General features: G+C 33.0%; 17 protein-coding genes. 10 read left to right on the forward strand and 7 right to left on the reverse strand.

All coding sequences use genetic code 11. The features are described 5' to 3' along the window. Positions 1-182: 182 nt before the first annotated feature. Positions 183-434 (reverse strand): type B 50S ribosomal protein L31, encoded by a 252-nt coding sequence (locus tag ACNO7W_RS10390; protein ID WP_066077760.1) that lies wholly within the window; start codon positions 432-434, stop codon positions 183-185. Between the two features lie 241 nt (positions 435-675). Here ACNO7W_RS10390 and ACNO7W_RS10395 point away from each other — a divergent pair, with 241 nt between their 5' ends. The 5 genes from ACNO7W_RS10395 to ACNO7W_RS10415 all read left to right on the forward strand — a co-directional run bounded on the left by ACNO7W_RS10395 (position 676) and on the right by ACNO7W_RS10415 (position 6816). After that, on the forward strand, positions 676-1209 hold the full coding sequence (locus tag ACNO7W_RS10395) for a DUF4199 domain-containing protein (protein WP_143387948.1): 534 nt from the start codon (positions 676-678) through the stop codon (positions 1207-1209). A 5-nt stretch (positions 1210-1214) separates the two neighbouring features. Beyond that, positions 1215-2174, forward strand: a complete 960-nt coding sequence (locus ACNO7W_RS10400) for a glycosyltransferase family 2 protein (protein WP_143387949.1) — start codon at positions 1215-1217, stop codon at positions 2172-2174. A gap of 308 nt (positions 2175-2482) precedes the next feature. Next, a complete protein-coding gene (locus ACNO7W_RS10405; protein ID WP_417938081.1) occupies positions 2483-4210 on the forward strand; it encodes a phospho-sugar mutase in 1728 nt (575 codons plus the stop codon). After that, a complete protein-coding gene (locus ACNO7W_RS10410; protein WP_143387950.1) occupies positions 4210-6039 on the forward strand; it encodes an ABC transporter ATP-binding protein in 1830 nt (609 codons plus the stop codon). Before ACNO7W_RS10405 ends, ACNO7W_RS10410 begins: the two co-directional genes overlap by 1 nt. Before the next feature lie 75 nt (positions 6040-6114). Beyond that, positions 6115-6816 (forward strand): hypothetical protein, encoded by a 702-nt coding sequence (locus tag ACNO7W_RS10415; RefSeq protein ID WP_143387951.1) that lies wholly within the window; start codon positions 6115-6117, stop codon positions 6814-6816. A 76-nt stretch (positions 6817-6892) separates the two neighbouring features. Here the strand turns inward: ACNO7W_RS10415 and ACNO7W_RS10420 are convergent, their stop codons facing one another. The 3 genes from ACNO7W_RS10420 to ACNO7W_RS10430 all read right to left on the reverse strand — a co-directional run bounded on the left by ACNO7W_RS10420 (position 6893) and on the right by ACNO7W_RS10430 (position 11918). Further along, positions 6893-7615, reverse strand: a complete 723-nt coding sequence (locus ACNO7W_RS10420; protein ID WP_143387952.1) for a hypothetical protein — start codon at positions 7613-7615, stop codon at positions 6893-6895. A 124-nt stretch (positions 7616-7739) separates the two neighbouring features. After that, positions 7740-10208 (reverse strand): TonB-dependent receptor, encoded by a 2469-nt coding sequence (locus ACNO7W_RS10425; RefSeq protein WP_417938082.1) that lies wholly within the window; start codon positions 10206-10208, stop codon positions 7740-7742. A 12-nt stretch (positions 10209-10220) separates the two neighbouring features. After that, a complete protein-coding gene (locus ACNO7W_RS10430) occupies positions 10221-11918 on the reverse strand; it encodes a M23 family metallopeptidase (protein ID WP_417938083.1) in 1698 nt (565 codons plus the stop codon). Between the two features lie 180 nt (positions 11919-12098). Between ACNO7W_RS10430 and ACNO7W_RS10435 the strand changes: the two genes are divergently transcribed. From ACNO7W_RS10435 to rny, 3 genes are all read left to right on the forward strand, one after another. Next, entirely contained in the window at positions 12099-12389 is a 291-nt protein-coding gene (locus ACNO7W_RS10435) for a hypothetical protein (protein WP_143387955.1), read from the forward strand. Positions 12390-12397: 8 nt separating this feature from the next. Then, complete coding sequence (locus tag ACNO7W_RS10440) at positions 12398-12691, forward strand: cell division protein ZapA (protein ID WP_035667727.1); 294 nt, start codon at positions 12398-12400, stop codon at positions 12689-12691. A gap of 208 nt (positions 12692-12899) precedes the next feature. After that, a complete protein-coding gene (gene rny / locus ACNO7W_RS10445; RefSeq protein ID WP_314897254.1) occupies positions 12900-14465 on the forward strand; it encodes a ribonuclease Y in 1566 nt (521 codons plus the stop codon). Between the two features lie 119 nt (positions 14466-14584). Here the strand turns inward: rny and xerD are convergent, their stop codons facing one another. The 3 genes from xerD to ACNO7W_RS10460 form a co-directional block, all read right to left on the reverse strand. Beyond that, positions 14585-15496, reverse strand: a complete 912-nt coding sequence (gene xerD, locus ACNO7W_RS10450) for a site-specific tyrosine recombinase XerD (protein WP_417938084.1) — start codon at positions 15494-15496, stop codon at positions 14585-14587. A gap of 78 nt (positions 15497-15574) precedes the next feature. Further along, positions 15575-16174, reverse strand: a complete 600-nt coding sequence (locus ACNO7W_RS10455) for an OmpA family protein (protein ID WP_143387959.1) — start codon at positions 16172-16174, stop codon at positions 15575-15577. 228 nt (positions 16175-16402) lie between these two features. Next, positions 16403-16993: a porin family protein gene (locus ACNO7W_RS10460; protein ID WP_143387960.1), complete on the reverse strand. Its 591-nt coding sequence runs from the start codon at positions 16991-16993 to the stop codon at positions 16403-16405. A 325-nt stretch (positions 16994-17318) separates the two neighbouring features. On the opposite strand from ACNO7W_RS10460, the gene ACNO7W_RS10465 reads away from it, so the two are divergent. After that, complete coding sequence (locus tag ACNO7W_RS10465) at positions 17319-17882, forward strand: porin family protein (RefSeq protein WP_417938085.1); 564 nt, start codon at positions 17319-17321, stop codon at positions 17880-17882. A 79-nt stretch (positions 17883-17961) separates the two neighbouring features. After that, positions 17962-18375, forward strand: coding sequence for a type II 3-dehydroquinate dehydratase (gene aroQ, locus ACNO7W_RS10470; protein ID WP_143387962.1), 414 nt, complete (start codon positions 17962-17964; stop codon positions 18373-18375). Positions 18376-18445: the final 70 nt, after the last annotated feature.

Consider the following 18445-nt stretch of genomic DNA (forward strand, 5'->3'; position numbering starts at 1 on the left):
ATTTTTTAGCCCCGAATTTCCACAAATTTCACAAATTAGTGTTTGATTTTTCTTTTAAGGATAAAAATCCGTGACAAATTCGTGAAATTTGTGGCTAAATTTTTCTTTAGTATTAGTTACGGATAGGCATAAAAAAAGCCTCCCGAAAGGAAGGCCTCAATGTATTTAGAAACAAGTTAAAATTATTTAGCGTGTTTAGCGTATTTAGTTTTGAATTTATCAATACGTCCTGCAGTATCGATAAGTTTAGATTTACCTGTGTAAAAAGGGTGAGAAGTTCTAGAGATCTCCATTTTAACAACTGGATATTCAACACCATCAACTGTTAATGTTTCTCTTGTATCTGCAGTAGATTTAGTGATAAAAACCTCATCGTTTGACATGTCTTTAAATGCAACTAATCTGTAATTTTCTGGGTGAATTCCTTTTTTCATCTTGTTAATCTTTTTTATTTGTTAATTATAACTTGTTTTGAAGCTTTTCTTCTAACAGAAAAGGTATAAACTCATTATAACTTTTTGTTTTACATTATTATTTTGAGTTTGCAAATTTACAATTTTTTTCCAATAATCAAATCTTTGTTTCACTTTTTTTATATAATCGTAAAAAGTGTTTTTTATCTTCGAATATATCGGGAATTGCTATCTTTGTGGATTAATAAACAAACAGCTACTAATGGTTAATGAAATTATAAAAAGAAACGGAATTACATTCGGGATAATCACGGGAGTAGTATTATCATTAATCACTGCTTTAATGTATGCGTTAGACATAAAATTATTCATCGCTTGGTGGACTACCCTTTTAAGCTTTTCTGTTTTTATCATTGTGCCAATTGTATCGCTTTCTAAAACAAAAAAAGAGTTAAATGGCGTTTTTCCTTTTAAAGAAGCTTTCACTACCTATTTTATTACCGCAGTAATCGGAGTGATTATTTCTGTCGCTTTTAAAATTATTTTATTCAACTTGATCGATCCATCAGTAAAAGCTATGCTACTCGATTTAACAATAAAATATTTGATTAGCACTTCTGAAAAATTTGGAGTGACAGCATCCTCTTTAAATGAAACTGTTTTAAAACTAAAAGAAACTGATCCTTATTCCATTGTTGAACAACTAAAAGGGTCTGTTTTCAACATCTTTTTTTGCGCCATATTAGGATTGATCATGGCTGCATTTTTTAAAAGCAAATCTCCATCACAAGAATAACAGTAATGAATTTATCTATACTCATACCGCTTCTCAACGAAGAGGAATCACTTAAGGAACTTTACACTTGGATTATTAAAGTGATGCAATCCAATAATTACTCGTATGAAATCATTTTTCTGGATGACGGAAGCACGGATGATTCCTGGAATATTATCGAACAATTTGCTCATGAAAATCCTCATGTAAAAGGAGTTCGTTTCATGAAAAACTTTGGAAAATCACAGGCATTACACGCTGGTTTTGCCAAAGCCCTAGGCGATGTGATAATCACCATGGATGCCGACTTACAAGATAGTCCCGAAGAAATTCCGGGATTGTATGATATGATTATCAATGGCAAATATGATTTAGTTTCCGGTTGGAAAAAGAAACGCTACGATTCTGTGGTTGCTAAAAATTTACCTTCTAAATTATTCAATTGGGCTGCCAGAAAAACATCGGGAGTTGAGTTGAATGATTTTAATTGTGGATTGAAAGCCTATAAAAATGTTGTGGTAAAAAACATTGAAGTTTCGGGTGAAATGCACCGTTACATTCCGGTTTTGGCAAAAAATGCCGGTTTTGGAAAAATTGGCGAAAAAGTAGTACAGCATCAAGCGAGAAAATATGGCGAAACCAAATTTGGAATGGAACGTTTCATCAATGGTTTTCTCGATTTGATTACCATTTGGTTTCTTTCCCGATTCGGAAAAAGACCAATGCATTTATTCGGTGCGATGGGATCGTTAATGTTTATTATTGGTTTTATGCTTGCTGGATATATTGGTATTTCAAAACTATACCACATGTATAATGACATGCGCTATAGTCTGGTAACTAACAATCCTTGGTTTTATATCGCGCTTACCACAATGGTATTGGGAACGCAATTATTTTTGGCTGGGTTTCTTGGCGAAATCATTTTGCGCACAAAAAACAATGAAGAGCGCTATAAAGTTTCGAGTGAGGTTAATTTTTTATAATTTTCACTCTAAATAAAAAAACCCAAAATTTAATGTGAATCATATTGATTGATTTTGCAAATTGCATATCGAGAGAATTATTGAAATTTATGTAAACTATTTCTCGTAAGGACACGAACTAGCCCTGATAATAGCGGCATCCTTTTTCTTTTTTTCTTTAAAAAAAGAAAAAGATACAGCGAATAGCAGGACACGAGCGTAGCGAACTGACGAAGTAAATAGCTCCTAAAAAAAATTAAAATTGATTCGCCGAAGTAACTATATAAAAAATTTAAACTAAGAATTTAGAAACTAAAAAACACACAAAAATGGATATCAAACAAAACATTTTGGATGCGGTAAATGAATGGCTTACCCCAACATTTGATACAGCAACGCAAGAAGCTATTAAAGAATTGATGACTACATCGCCTAAAGATCTGGAAGAAAGTTTTTATAAAAATCTGGAATTTGGAACGGGCGGAATGCGCGGTGTGATGGGCGTAGGAAACAATCGTATCAATAAATACACCCTTGGGAAAAGTACTCAAGGACTTTCGGATTATTTGCATACCGCATTTCCAAATCAACCCTTGAAAGCGGTTATCGCTTATGATTGCCGTCATAATAGTGATATACTGGCCAAAGTGGTTGCGGATGTTTTCTCTGCAAATGGTATTCAAGTGTATTTATTTTCGAGTTTGAGACCAACACCAGAATTGTCATTTGCACTTAAATATTTAGGTTGCCAATGTGGAATTGTTCTTACAGCTTCTCACAATCCGCCAGAATATAATGGCTATAAAGTGTACTGGGAAGATGGCGGACAAATTGTTCCACCGGAAGATGAGGGAATCATCAATGTGATTGAAAATTTGAATTACAATCAAATCAAGTTTACTGCAAATGAGGATTTGATACAGTATATTGATACCGAAGTCGATCAGGCTTTTATTAAATCATCAGTTGAAAATGCCAGTTTCAATACTCCGGCTGCAGCCAAAGAAAATTTAAATATTGTTTTTACTTCGTTACACGGAACTTCTATAACACTAGTTCCAGATACGTTATCACAAGCCGGGTATACTAATGTAAATATTGTTCCGGAACAAGCTGTTCCAAACGGTGATTTCCCAACCGTAAAATCTCCAAATCCTGAAGAACCGGAAGCATTGGCAATGGCATTAGCATTGGCTGATAAAACAAATTCGGATATCGTTATTGGTACTGATCCAGATTGTGACCGTTTAGGAATTGCTGTTCGTAACAATGAAGGGCAAATGACTTTGTTGAACGGAAATCAGACGATGATTTTGATGACTGCCTTTTTATTGGAAGAATGGAAAAAAGCAGGAAAAATTAATGGTAAACAATTCGTTGGTTCGACTATCGTCTCTACACCCATGATTATGGAATTAGCCACAGCTTATGGCGTTGAATGTAAAGTAGGTTTGACCGGTTTTAAATGGATTGCCAAAATGATTAAAGATTTCCCAGAGCTAAAATTCATTGGTGGTGGTGAAGAAAGTTTTGGATACATGGTAGGCGATGCGGTTCGTGATAAAGATGCCGTAGCAGCTACTTTATTAATTTGCGAAGTGGCGGCTCAGGCAAAAGCCAAAGGCAGTACGGTATACAAAGAGCTTCTTAAACTATATGTAGAACACGGTTTTTATAAAGAACATTTGATTTCTATCACTAAAAAAGGAATGGAAGGTTTAGCCGAAATCAATCAGATGATGGTGACTTTGCGTGAGAATCCTTTGAAAGAAATTAACGGCCAAAGAGTAATTATGATGGAAGATTATAAATCATCCGTTGCTAAAAACTTACTTACTGGCGAAGAAGAGATTATGAATATGCCAAAAGCGGATGTATTGATTTATTACACCGAAGACGGTTCTAAAATATGTGCACGACCAAGCGGTACGGAGCCAAAAATAAAATTCTACATCAGTGTGAATACTGAATTGGATTCTGTTGAGAATTTCACGAAAGTGGAGGCTGTTTTGAATGAAAAAATAAAAAATATTATTATTGCAATGCAATTGAACTAATGGACAAAAGCTTATTAAAACTAATTCCTTATACAAAACCTTATAAGTCTCATATTATTTGGAACGTAGTGTACAACATTTTGTATGCCTTGTTTAGCACCATTTCTATGCTGACACTTCTGCCTGTGCTTGAAGTACTTTTTGGTAAAACCAAAATAATAGAAAAAGAACCTGTATATACGGGAATAGGAGATATAAAGCAGTTTGGTTCCGATTTTATGTACTATAAAATTTCAGAATTAACAAAAGAAAATAGTATTCAAGTTGCGCTGTTATTTGTTGTTTTAATGGTTATTACAACATTCTTATTCAAAAATTTATTTAATTATCTCGCTTCGCATCACATCATGCACTTAAAAAATGGGGTATTAAGAGATTTGAGAAAATCAATGTATAATAAAATAATAGAATTGCCCATTTCCTATTATTCAGAAAAAAGAAAAGGAGATATTATGGCTCGAATGCTTGGCGATGTCAATGAAGTCCAAAACTCCTTTTTTTCTATATTAGAACTTGTCGTAAAAGAACCCTTAACTATTATTTTCGCATTAGTTACAATGTTTTTTATAAGCACAAAACTGACTTTATTTGTTTTGATTTTCATACCGATATCAGGATTAATCATTTCAAAAATCGCTAAAAATTTGAGAGCAAAATCATTGCAGGCACAAAAAGAAAGCGGATTCCTTATTTCTATTGTAGATGAAAGTTTGGGAGGTTTAAAAGTTATAAAAAGTTACAATGCAGAAACAAATTTCAAAAGCAGATTTAACGATTCTGTAACCCGATTATTGAATTTATCAAACAGTATAGGAAATAAAAACAATTTAGCCACACCATTAAGCGAATTTCTGGGAATCACAACAATTGCTGTCTTACTTTTTTATGGCGGGAATTTAGTGTTAGTGGAAAAAACGCTGGATGGCTCTGCTTTTATCGTTTATCTCACCTTGGCTTTCAATATTCTTACTCCAGCCAAAGCTATTTCTAAAGCTTCGTATTCCGTAAAAAATGGGTTAGCCGCTGCAGAACGGGTTTTTGAAGTTTTAGAAGTCGAAAACGAAATCACTTCAAAAGAAAATGCGGTTGACAAAAACACTTTTGATTCTAATATAACAATCAAAAACATCAACTTTAAATACGAAGATGAACCTGTGCTAAAAGACTTTTCACTTGAAGTAAAAAAAGGGCAAACAGTAGCTCTTGTTGGACAATCCGGGAGTGGAAAAAGTACAATTGCCAATTTGCTTACCCGTTTTTATGATGTTAATGAGGGAACAATTTGTATCGATGGAATTGACATCAAAGACATGAATATCCATTCTCTTCGTGATTTAATGGGATTGGTAACTCAAGACAGTATTTTATTTAATGACACTATCAAAGCAAATATTTCTTTAGGCAAATTAGATGCTACTGATGAAGAAATAATTGAAGCCCTGAAAATTGCCAATGCGTATGAATTTGTAAAAGATTTACCTCTGGGAATTCACACTAATATTGGCGACAGCGGAAACAAACTTTCCGGTGGTCAAAAACAACGATTGTCTATTGCACGTGCCGTTTTGAAAAACCCTCCGATTATGATTTTGGATGAAGCCACCTCAGCATTGGATACTGAAAGTGAAAAATTTGTGCAAGTGGCCTTAGAAAACATGATGCAAAACAGGACTTCTATTGTAATTGCGCACCGTTTATCCACTATTCAAAAAGCCGATTTAATTGTGGTAATGAAAAAAGGAAAAATTGTAGAACAGGGCAAACATGAGGGACTAATTGCTATGGATGGCACCTATAATAAATTGGTTACGATGCAATCATTTGAATAATGACTTAAGGTTGCTGAGTTTTGATTTAAGGTCATTAGGAAAATGTTAAATTATTTTAATTTTTAAATCTAAAAAATGTACCTCAACAATTCAAATATAAAACTTCCCGAAGATTCAAACACCATTGTTTGGAAATACCTCGATTTATCAAAGTTTCTGGATTTGTTACTGTCGCAAAAACTATTTATGTCGCGATCTGATAAATTTGAAGATCAATATGAAGGCACTTTTAGCGAACCCACATTTGAAGAAATAAAAAAATTATCAATCGACAATCCTGAATTTCTTAATTACTACAAAACACATCGGGAAAAAGTAGCCATTAGCAGTTGGCATATTAACGAATACGAATCCTTTGCGATGTGGCAAATTTTCACTCAAAACAGTGAAGGTTTAGCTATTCAATCCACGATTGGCAGATTACAAAATGCGCTTCAGCCTGAAACGAATTTCAATCAATACATTGGGGAAGTAAATTATATTGACTACAAAAAAGAGTATATCCCGTTTGACGATATGTTTTTTCCTTTTTTATTCAAAAGGAAAAGTTTTCAATACGAACGTGAGGTACGAATCATCTCTGATGTTGCCGATAATAGCATCAAAATCAACGATGGGCTTAAAATTAATGTAGATATCAACGAATTAATCGAAAAAATTTACATTCATCCAAAATCAGAAAACTGGTATAAAAACCTTGTCATACAATTAGTGAAACAACTTGGTTTTGATTTTTGTATTGAAAAATCCGATTTAGAAAGTGATATTTTAATTTAATACTTTGGCAACGCTCAGTGCGACAAAACTGCAATTTTGGATTTGGTCCTGCATAACTAAATACCGATTTAAAATCTTAAACCGGCTCGTAACTAATTAATTTCCATTCCTTGTTTGACAAATCGATATAGCTATAATGCACCACATCCATTTTGTCAAATTTTCCATTTTTATTGGTATCTTCAACGGTTCTAAAATACAAACGATTTTTAGATTCTATCAATTTCCAATCAATTAACTCCTGATAACTGGCAGATATTTTAGTAAGTTTATCTCCACTTATTTCGCTAAGATATAAAGCTTTAATATCACTTGTATCTAGCTTCCCATCTTTATTGGTATCCATATCGACCATCGTGTACACCATGACTTGATTTTGGGTTTTATCGGCGACTGATTTTAAATAAGTCGCAGTTTGGATCAAAACAGGTTTGTCTGTCAATACTCTTATGGAATCAGAATTCATTCTTTGAAACTTTAGATTCTGCAAAAACCCTGTGATTTCATATTCACTATAATTAGATATCGTAAAACTTAAATCATTCACACTAGAAGATCCATATCTCGTTTTTATCCCTTTTTCACGTATGCTTAAATCTCCTACGGGATGAATCAAATAATTGGTTCCCTCCATATGAATAGGTAAATCGGCAATTTTGACTTGTGCCGAATCAGATTTCGTAATTGCTCTCCCTTTATTCGAAGCATCGTAGATTACTTTAGGCTTTTCTGATTCGTCTTTACAGCTAGCTAAAAGCAAAAGGGAAATCCCTAATAATGCAATATGTAATTTTTTCATGATGTCTTATTAAAAAATAAATTCAAATGTAATCATTTTTAAAAATGCTTATGCCATTCTGTAAATGATTTATGATATAGAAAGGGTTTAAAACTTTAATAAAAAAGCTCATATTCCTTTTCTCTTATAACTTCGCACTCAATTTTACATTAAAAACCCTGGTAGTCATATAATTAGGGATTGCGTATTGATTTTTTGAATAAACATCTCTAACCCAAGTATTGGTAATCGCGTTTTGATTATCAAAAAGATTAAAAATTTCTAACCCTAAAGCTAACTCCTTAAAACTTTTGAACCAACCCTTATTTCCATTCCCTGAATTATTCTCCATAAATACTTTAGAAAAACCAACATCCGCTCGGCGATAATCTCTCAATCTATTTTGATACAAATAAGGGTCTGCATATGAAGGCGAGCCTCCAGGTAAACCCGTATTGTAAACCAAATTCAGGTATATCTTCACACTTGGAATATTAGGCATATAATCTTGAAACAAAAGCCCAAATTTTAATCTTTGATCCGTTGGTCTGGCTACGTATCCTTTGTTCTCGCTATTTTCTTCCGTTTTAAGATAACCAAAACTAAACCAAGATTCAGTTCCAGGGACAAATTCACCATTTAATCGAACATCCAGTCCTTGTGCATATCCTTTAGCATTGTTATTAGCCGTATAACGTATACGAACATTGTCAATAGTATACGTATTTACATCTGTCAAAGATTTATAATACAATTCTGAAACCAGCTTAAAAGGACGATTCCACATTTTGAAACTATAATCGTTGCTCAAAACGAAATGAATCGATTGCTGCGCCTTAACATTAGGCTGCACTACTCCATCAGCATCTCTCAACTCTCTATAAAATGGTGGCTGATGATACACCCCTCCCGAAATCCTGAAAACCATATCCTTATCCCAATCCGGTTTTATGGCAAATTGCACTCTTGGACTAAAAGTAACTTGAGATTTACCCATTACATTGTCCCCGAAAACTTCCCAGTTATGCATTCGCACTCCGGCATTACACCAAACTTCACTCGAGCCTATATTCTTTTTTCTACTCCATTGAGCATAACCTGAAAATCTATTAATCGTATTGAAATTAGTAGCTCTCACATTCTGATAAGGTACTAAAGGTCCTGTGTAAGGAGTATATGGCTGATCATTTTTAGGAAAGATAATTATTGGTGGATTTATGGAAAAACCAGCTGAATCAATTACTTCCCATTCCACTATTCTGTCGCGAATGGATTCCCGTGTATATTTGATTCCCCACTCGAATTGGTTTTCTTTCCAATCGTGGAATCCTTTCACTTCCGAATTTATAATTAACGCATCTAAATCATTGCGTGCGTGGTTTAGCTGTGACCCAATTCCTCTTGTAAAAGAAACATCACCATACGTTTCAGATCCAATATTTGTATCCACTTCACCCAGCCGATATTGTGCAAAAATATCAAAATATTCTTGTTCTAAAGTATGAAAAACGGATCCAATAAATTTCAACGTAAAGTTATCAGAAGCATTAAATGTTGTTTTTATAGCTCCAAAATAAGTATCGTATTTGTCTTTTTCCTGACCTTCATAATAAATAGAAAGTGCCATAGGATTATCAATGGTTCCAAAATTAGTTTGGCGGGTCAATGGTTGATATTGGTATTTATTTTGAGAAATATTTCCCAGAAAACTCCATTGCCATTTAGCCGATGCCTGATAATTTACATTGGTTTGAATATCAGCGAATGTTGGCGTAAAATTAGTTTGTGTTTCTTGGCTTTTCACCAAAAGACTATTGTTGCGGTAACGTATTCCCGTTACTGTCGACCATTTTTTATTCTTGGAAACGGCATCAACGGACAGGCTTCCGCCAAGAAAACTAGCTTCAAGATTTGCGCCAAATTTGACCGGTTTTCTATAGGTAATGTCTAACACCGAAGATAGTTTGTCTCCAAATTTCGCCTGAAAACCTCCGGCAGAAAAATCAATATTTTGAACCAAGTCGGTATTGATAAAACTCAATCCTTCTTGCTGCCCCGAACGAATCAGAAAGGGACGATACACTTCAATCTCATTGACATAAACCAAATTCTCATCATAATTTCCTCCACGAACGGCGTATTGCGTACTCAATTCATTATTAGAATTCACTCCAGGCAATGTTTTCAAAATATTTTCGATACCCGCATTGGCTCCGGGAATTTTTCGGATAACTTCAGGCTCAATTGTGGTAATTCCCTGAACTCTTTTTCTGTTTTTTGCAATAACGATAACTTCGCCCATCTGCTCCTGGTAATCACTCATCACCAAGTTGAACTCCTGTTCTTCATTTTCTTTTAAAACAATCGAAACCGTAACCTTTTTCAAGGAAATATGGGTAAAAACAATCGTCACTTTTTGATTAGCGGGAACTCTTAAATCAAAAAAACCATTCGGATTGGATTGGGCAGTATTACCAGGACATGAAACATTAACGTTAGCTACAGCTTGGTTATTTTTATCAAGAATAATTCCTTTTATTCTAGCGGATTGTGCCAATGCAGCAAACCCAAAACAGAAAAAAAAGAAAACAAATATTACTTTATTAGCACTCAAATGGTTTGGTTTTTATTTTTTTTGACTTCTAAAAAAATGAGTTTCAAAGGTAGTTGAATTTCCTACATTATCTGTTACAACTACTTTTAAATCATTGGCACCTTCAGCCACTATACCATCACTAAAATTGTGCGTTATTTTTTTAGTTTTATTATCATATTCGAATAATACCCAGTTTCCATTCAAATAGCCGTTATAGGATTTTATTCCTGATAATTCGTCATTTATAGTCAGTTGAATCGTCTTTTGATCACTCAACCATTTTCCTTCGATTGGTTTAGCTATCGTAATTTTGGACATGATAGTATCCATAACCAAAGCATACTTTCCCAACGTTTTTACTTTAGCATTAAAAACACTATCTTTTCTATACGTTGGATTATAAGTCACTTTTTTACCTTCGACTAAACCTATAAATATTTTCTCTCTCTGAGTTTCGCTGTATTTATTGTCTTCTATAGAAATCGTAAAATTAGTATGAGCCGGAACAGTGTCCTCATGAAGGAATAAAGTATCATTTTTCACATCAAAATTCAAATCAAAATCATCATAAAACGTCCCCGCAGGAAAGAAAACTGACATATTATCTTTGGCAAAATTACTGTCTTTGTTTGCTCTCACAAAATAGTTAGACACAACAGGCTCTTGCTCAATAATGGTGGATAATAAATCATATTGAACAGGAATGGAAACCGTACTTTTATTTCCAAAAAAATCTGAAACTTCAACTCGATAAATAGAAGTCAAGTTAGGAACTACAGAAATGATTCCATTGTTTTCATCAGTCTGAATAATGCTTAATCCGTACTTATTTTTCATGAATAATTTCTGGACTCTTTGCTGCGTTTTCTTATACTTCGAATAATCGATCAGTGCATTTACATAACGCATATCGTCAAAAGAATAGGTGCCAAATTGATAACCAAAATTTGGTTTTCCGTTGTAAAAAGACTGCACCTTAAATACTCCATTACTATTGAAAGAAACATCATCATAATCAAAAGCCGTAATACCAAAACCTATTTTTCCATTGGCAACCACTTTTTCAGACAGATAGGTTCCGTTTTTTTGTAATGATAAATTAAGCAACAAAGGACGCTTCGAATGATTCACCGAAGTTTTTGTATCTAAAGGATATACATAAACGCCTGAAATAAGAGGTTTTTTTGTGTCCTTAATATTCTTATCAAATCCAAAAAACATAGGATTAATAATTTTCTCCGTTTTAGTATCTCGAAATTCAAAATGCAAATGCGGTCCCTCAGAACCACCTGTATTTCCTGAAAAAGCAATTACTTGCCCTTTTTTAACAATCAATTCATCTGGCTTTAAGAACAACTCGATTTCAAAAGATTTTAAGGCATATTGGGCTTTTTTGATGTAATTTTCAATAGGATCATTTGCTTTTTGTAAATGCCCATATACTGATGTATACCCGTTAGGATGAGTAATATAAATTGCCTTTCCGTTACCAAAAGTGGAAATTTTCATTCTTGATATATACCCATCGGCAACAGCGTAAACCTTTAATCCTTCTTTCTGTAACGTTTTTAAATCAAAGCCTGCATGAAAATGATTGGGTCTCAATTCACCAAAATTTCCTGAAAGTTGCATTGGAACATCAAGTGGCGGACTGAAATAATCTTTGGGATAGTCCACTTGGGCAAAAAGGGCGGGGCAAAAAAATATAAGAAATATAAAAATTTTCATGGAGGTTCATTTTTGCTAAGATAAAAAAAAGTAGTTAATAAAAAATCATAAAAGAAGTCAAATCACAACGCACTGAATTACATATAATTAATTTTTTTAACGTAAAAAAATCAATAAAATATTGTAATAATAAAAAGGAATACTAACTTTGTAAGATTAAGTAATGAATTAGAATTAATAATGAGTGTAATTGCAGAAATAATTGATACTCTTGAAAATAAGGTTGAAAAACTTTTCAGCAAACTGAAAGGTTTGGAGAAAATCAATCAAGATTTAAAAATTGAATTAACGAAATCTGCAGCAACCATACAAACTCAATATCAAGAGATTGAAGCGCTAAAAACGCAATGTGAAACACTCAAAATTGCTAATACATTATTAGGCAGTGACGATAATAAAAGAGATACAAAGCTTAAAATAAATTCATTAATTCGCGAAATTGATTACTGTATAGCACAACTATCAGATTAATAATAAATATGGACGATAAGCTTAAAATTAAAATATCAATCGCAGACAGAGTTTACCCGTTAACGGTCGAATTGTCTCAGGAAGAAGGACTTAGAAGCGCCTCAAAGAAAATTGATGTAATGATAAAGCAATTTGAAGAAAATTATGCTGTTCGTGACAAGCAAGATGTATTAGCCATGTGTGCGCTACAGTTTGCCTCGCAAGTAGAACAAAAACAAATTGATAATGCAATTGATGGTGAAGCAACCATTGAAAGATTAAAAAAAATCAATGCGGTTTTAGATCAATATCTCGACAATTAAACGTTCTTTACAAAGACTAAGATACTGCCTACATTAGTTCATATTTGGTAAACTCAACACTAACAATTTAGAATGAGCAAATCATCACTACTAAAGCATGCCACGCTCCGGCGAGGAAACTTGAACAGTGAGTTAGCTCAAAACTTGTCTTTCCGAGTTTATTCAATTACCCTAATGTAGGCTTTTTTATATATAAATTTTAACAAACATGGACAACATATTAACGATCATTATTACCGGTTTTATAGGTATTGCAGGGGGGTTTGGAGTAGCCAAAATTATAGAGAAAAGCAATATTTCTAACTTGATTAAAAACGCAAAAAAAGAAGCAGCATCGATCCTAAAAGATGCCAATCTTGAAGCCGAAAACATAAAAAAAGATAAAATTCTTCAAGCAAAAGAGAAATTTATCGAATTGAAATCAGAGCATGAGCAAGTAATTCTTTCTCGTGACAAAAAAGTAGCAGAAATAGAAAAAAGAGTTCGTGACAAAGAATCTCAAATCTCTAATGAATTGTCTAAAGCAAAAAAAGTTAATGATGATTTTGAATCAAAAACTTTAGAGTATACCACTAAAGTAGAAGTTTTAGATAAAAGACAGGCTGAAGTAGACAAATTACACAAAAGCCAATTACAACAACTGGAAGTAATCTCTGGATTATCTGCTGAAGAAGCTAAAAATCAGTTGGTAGAAGGATTAAAAGCAGAAGCTAAAAGCAAAGCGATGTCTCATATTCAAGACACCATTGAAGAGGCTAAATTGACCGCACAACAAGAGGCCAAGAAAATTATCATTAATACAATTCAAAGAGTTGGAACAGAAGAAGCGGTAGAAAATTGCGTATCTGTTTTTAATATTGAATCAGATGACGTAAAAGGTAGAATTATTGGTCGTGAAGGTAGAAATATCCGTGCCCTTGAAGCTGCAACTGGAGTTGAAATCATTGTAGACGATACACCAGAAGCTATTATTCTTTCTTGTTTTGACCCTGTACGTAGAGAAATAGCTCGTTTGGCATTACACAAATTGGTAACTGACGGAAGGATTCACCCGGCACGTATTGAAGAAGTTGTTGCGAAAACAGCCAAACAAATTGACGATGAAATTATAGAAGTTGGTAAACGTACGGTTATCGATTTAGGAATTCACGGCTTACATCCTGAATTGATTAAAGTTGTGGGACGTATGAAATACCGTTCTTCTTATGGGCAAAATTTACTACAACACTCCCGTGAAGTTTCTAAACTTTGTGGAATTATGGCCGCTGAGCTTGGCTTAAATGTAAAACTAGCTAAAAGAGCTGGTTTATTACACGATATTGGTAAAGTTCCAGATGCCGAAAGTGATTTACCACACGCATTATTAGGAATGCAGTGGGCTGAAAAATACGGTGAAAAAGAAGAGGTTTGTAACGCAATTGGAGCGCATCACGATGAGATTGAAATGAAATCGTTATTATCCCCGATTATTCAAGTTTGTGATGCAATATCAGGTGCAAGACCAGGTGCAAGAAGACAAGTATTGGATTCATATATTCAGCGTCTAAAAGACTTAGAAGAAGTAGCTTACGGATTTAGTGGCGTGAAAAATGCTTATGCTATTCAAGCGGGTAGAGAACTTCGTGTTATTGTAGAAAGTGAAAAAGTTTCTGATGAAAATGCAGCAAATTTATCTTTTGAAATATCACAAAAAATTCAAACAGAAATGACTTATCCCGGTCAAGTAAAAGTAACTGTAATCAGGGAGACCAGAGCGGTGAATATTGCGAAGTAAATCCCCTCCTAACCTCCCCCAAAGGGGAGGAATAAAAAACACATAAAACTGTAAGACTTATTGATTCAAAATCGATAAGTCTTTTTTTTTACAATTTTAATCCTGCCATATGAATACTGTTATTTGAAATCTGATTTTTTTCTGGGATGAAAAGTATTAATTACCTGCGTTAAAAACTTCCTGTCAAGATGAACATAAATCTCTGTTGTAGTTATCGATTCATGACCCAACATTAATTGAATGGAGCGCAAATCAGCTCCGTTTTCGAGAAGATGCGTAGCGAAAGAATGCCGTAGCGTATGCGGACTAATATTTTTATTTAAATTTATTTTGGTAGCCAAATCTTTAATAATCGTAAAAATCATAGCTCGTGTCAATTGATTTCCTCTTCTATTTAAGAACAACGTATCTTCAAATCCCTTTTTAATATTCAAATGGATTCGCATCGTATCTTTATAAATTTGAATGTATTTTTGAGTTAAATTTCCAATAGGCACAAAACGTTGTTTATTACCTTTTCCTGTGATTTTAATAAAACCTTCCTCAAAAAATAAATCTGAAATTTTCAAAGCTGTTAATTCAGAAACCCGAAGCCCACAACCATAGAGCGTTTCGAGCATGGCACGATTACGTTCCCCTTCATTAGTGGTTAAATCAATGGCAGAAATAAGAGTATCGATCTCATCAACAGATAAAGTATCAGGCAGTTTCCGACCTGTTTTAGGCGTTTCAATCAATTCTAAAGGGTTATTATCTCGAAAGTCTTCAAATATTAAATAGCTAAAAAAACTTTTAAGTCCCGAAATGATTCTGGCTTGTGAACGTGGATTAACTTGTTTTGAAACATCATAAATAAACTGCTGAATTGTTTCCTCATCAATATGTATTGGAGAAATGGCTATTCCATTCTTTTCAAGGAAAAGACACAAACGTTCTATATCGAAAGAATAATTTTCAATAGTATTCTTTGACAAACCACGCTCGATTCTTAAATAGGACTGATAACTTTTTATATATGTATTCCAATTCATATCCCAAAGTAAAGCATTTTTTAGACATAAAAAAACCACGCTTTGAACGTGGTTAACTTTATAAGTAAATGAAAAATATTATTTTCTCCATTTACCTCCACCAATATAAAATCCTAAATGAATTCCTAAATAAGTATTTGAAACTGTCCCTAAATTGTTACCATTCATATCCTGCAAATTAGATTTTGGCACCAAATTATATTCTAATCCCATTCTGAATTTACCCCATTCAAATCCTCCACGTAATAATGCTCCCATTTTACCAGTTGCATCTATTGCCATTTGATTCGAATCATTGGCATCATTAAACTCTACATTTGCAATAGAATAATATCCTGCTCCACCACCAATATAAGGAACAAAAGATTTTCCAGCTTTATTAAAATAATAATCATAAGTTCCTACGTACGAACCATTAGCCGAAACTTTAGCACTGGTAGTATTCCCATCTCCATTATCTTGAATATCACGAATCATTGCAGCAACACCAATTCGCAAACCGATGTTCATATTCTCTTTTATATTGTATTTTGGTTCAATAGAAAACAATATACCTCCCCCACCATTTGAAGGGACTGTATATCCTAAATCTAACCCAACTCTAAACCCACCCTGCTTTTGTGAATAAACATTGGTAAAAGCCAATGCGATAAATACTGCTAAAATTACTTTTTTCATTTTTTATTGTTAATTGTTAATTGTTAATTGTTAATTGTTAATTGTTAATTGTTAATTGTTAATTGAAATAAAAATACAAAAAATAAAGCTCGTAAAATTCTTACTAATATAAATTGCAAACATACTTATCAACACTATAATTCCACAACACCTTTTTAAGGTCGAAGCATTTTCACATAAAAAAACCTCCCGAATTGGGAGGCATAGAATATTGTATTTATAAAAATTTTAAAATTTGTAACCTACAGAAATTAGGAAAACAGAATTTTTTGATTCAGATTCCCCTGGAAATAAATCTTCTTGCACTCGTGTTAAACCTAAATTATAACGTGCGCCCAACATAAATTTTTCAGCAAAATTATAATTGGCACCAAAACCCAAACTTACATCTATTGATTTAGTGTCATCCTTAACGTCCACAGAATCTCCACCAGATTTTGCTTTGGCAGATACTAGAAAACCAATTTGAGGGCCTAATTCAAGACTAAAAGCATCAGCTACATAATATTTAGCCATAACTGGAATATTGATATAGTCTAATTTCAAATCGCCTTTATCGCCTTCAAATTCTAATTTAACTCCTTGTGTAGAGTATAGCAATTCAGGTTGAATAGCGAATTCATCACTTATCATAAATTCTCCGAAAAAACCTATGTGAAATCCTACTAAAGAGTTTGAATTTACACCATCTTGATCAGCATTAGTAATTGAGGAAATGTTCAAACCTCCTTTAGCTCCAAATGACATGTCCTCTTTTTCCTGAGCATTCACAAATCCAAATGCGAACACTAATACTACTGTTAAAATAATTTTTTTCATGATTTATTATTTAAAATTTGTATGCTTAAAGTTAAAAAAATCAAACAAGGGATTTCCTTTTAAACCATAAAACTCGTTGATTTCCAAATTAATCCGTTTAAATACAACAAAAAATAAGATTTAACTCATTGATTTTTAATTAATTACAATTTAACTAATTATTTTACACACAAAAAAATGCCTAATTAAAAGCTTAAAAACATTATTATCTTGAATTTAAATTAAGTGAATATTATAAGTAAAAAACATAAAATTGTAATATATATTTACTTTAAGAGTTTTATATTGTACATTCAAATTAAGAACAATAATTAAATACAACATTATGAAAAAGACAATTTTAGTCACCGTTTTACTTCTTGCTATTTCAGGTAATATGCAAGCTCAACTAGTTAAATTTGGAATAAAAGCTGGTTTAAATTATGCCAATCAAACAGGTACAGATATTACAATAAACAGCACTAATTACAAAACAGACGCTATTACCAGTTATCATGCCGGTTTAGTTGCCGAAATTAAACTAATAAAAGGTTTTTCCATTCAACCCGAATTGTTGTATTCTACTCAAGGAGCAACGTACAAAAATGCTGTTGAAGAATTCAGAAATGAATTGGGTTATTTGTCCATTCCTGTATTGGCAAAAATTCATTTGAATAAAACGGTGAGTCTTGATCTTGGCCCACAAGCATCATTTTTATTGAGTGAAAGAAAAGAATTTGATGTTGAAGATTCAGAAACTTTTGATTTTGCCGCTGTTGGAGGTTTAGGATTTGATATTACAAAAAACTTTTTCCTGCAAGCTCGTTATGTATTAGGACTAACAGAAGTATCAAAAGAGGCACAAACCAAGAACTCAGTAGTTCAAATTTCAGCAGGTTTTAAATTCTAGAAAACAATAAAAAAAATAAATTTATTAAAACCGTTCTTTAAATTGGAACGGTTTTTTTATTTTTACCAAAACATCAACTATGAAAATAAGTATCATCAACGGGCCAAATCTTAATCTTTTGGGTAAACGAGAACCAGAGGTCTATGGTAGTCAAACTTTTGAAGACTATTTTACAACTCTAAAATCAAAATATCCACAAGTTGAACTAACCTATTACCAAAGCAACATTGAAGGGGAATTAATAGATAAAATTCAGGAGTTTGGTTTTTCTTATGATGGTATAATTCTAAATGCAGGTGCTTACACACATACTTCTATAGGTATTGGTGATGCAATAAAAGCCATTACAACCCCAGTAATTGAAGTCCATATTTCAAATACTTTTTCTCGTGAAAGTTTCCGTCACCAATCCTATATTTCAGGTAATGCAAAAGGGGTTATTCTAGGATTTGGTCTAAAAAGCTATGAACTAGCCATACAGTCTTTTTTATAACTTCAATATTGGAGCAAAATAATCTTATGAATGTTTAACAAAGAATTAGTATCCTCTTTTTAAACTTCTT

It is taken from the genome of Flavobacterium sp. ZB4R12, from assembly GCF_048276375.1.
Taxonomy (GTDB): domain Bacteria; phylum Bacteroidota; class Bacteroidia; order Flavobacteriales; family Flavobacteriaceae; genus Flavobacterium; species Flavobacterium gawalongense.

Excerpts from the sequence above, each read along its gene's own strand:
- ACNO7W_RS10395 (WP_143387948.1), top strand. The coding sequence starts at position 676 with ATGGTTAATGAAATTATAAAAAGAAACGGAATTACATTCGGGATAATC.
- ACNO7W_RS10410 (WP_143387950.1), top strand. The coding sequence starts at position 4,210 with ATGGACAAAAGCTTATTAAAACTAATTCCTTATACAAAACCTTATAAG.
- ACNO7W_RS10430 (WP_417938083.1), bottom strand. The coding sequence starts at position 11,918 with ATGAAAATTTTTATATTTCTTATATTTTTTTGCCCCGCCCTTTTTGCC.
- ACNO7W_RS10440 (WP_035667727.1), top strand. The coding sequence starts at position 12,398 with ATGGACGATAAGCTTAAAATTAAAATATCAATCGCAGACAGAGTTTAC.
- ACNO7W_RS10435 (WP_143387955.1), top strand. The coding sequence starts at position 12,099 with ATGAGTGTAATTGCAGAAATAATTGATACTCTTGAAAATAAGGTTGAA.
- ACNO7W_RS10415 (WP_143387951.1), top strand. The coding sequence starts at position 6,115 with ATGTACCTCAACAATTCAAATATAAAACTTCCCGAAGATTCAAACACC.
- ACNO7W_RS10465 (WP_417938085.1), top strand. The coding sequence starts at position 17,319 with ATGAAAAAGACAATTTTAGTCACCGTTTTACTTCTTGCTATTTCAGGT.
- aroQ (WP_143387962.1), top strand. The coding sequence starts at position 17,962 with ATGAAAATAAGTATCATCAACGGGCCAAATCTTAATCTTTTGGGTAAA.
- ACNO7W_RS10400 (WP_143387949.1), top strand. The coding sequence starts at position 1,215 with ATGAATTTATCTATACTCATACCGCTTCTCAACGAAGAGGAATCACTT.
- ACNO7W_RS10390 (WP_066077760.1), bottom strand. The coding sequence starts at position 434 with ATGAAAAAAGGAATTCACCCAGAAAATTACAGATTAGTTGCATTTAAA.
- ACNO7W_RS10405 (WP_417938081.1), top strand. The coding sequence starts at position 2,483 with ATGGATATCAAACAAAACATTTTGGATGCGGTAAATGAATGGCTTACC.
- ACNO7W_RS10460 (WP_143387960.1), bottom strand. The coding sequence starts at position 16,993 with ATGAAAAAAATTATTTTAACAGTAGTATTAGTGTTCGCATTTGGATTT.
- xerD (WP_417938084.1), bottom strand. The coding sequence starts at position 15,496 with ATGAATTGGAATACATATATAAAAAGTTATCAGTCCTATTTAAGAATC.
- ACNO7W_RS10455 (WP_143387959.1), bottom strand. The coding sequence starts at position 16,174 with ATGAAAAAAGTAATTTTAGCAGTATTTATCGCATTGGCTTTTACCAAT.
- rny (WP_314897254.1), top strand. The coding sequence starts at position 12,900 with ATGGACAACATATTAACGATCATTATTACCGGTTTTATAGGTATTGCA.
- ACNO7W_RS10420 (WP_143387952.1), bottom strand. The coding sequence starts at position 7,615 with ATGAAAAAATTACATATTGCATTATTAGGGATTTCCCTTTTGCTTTTA.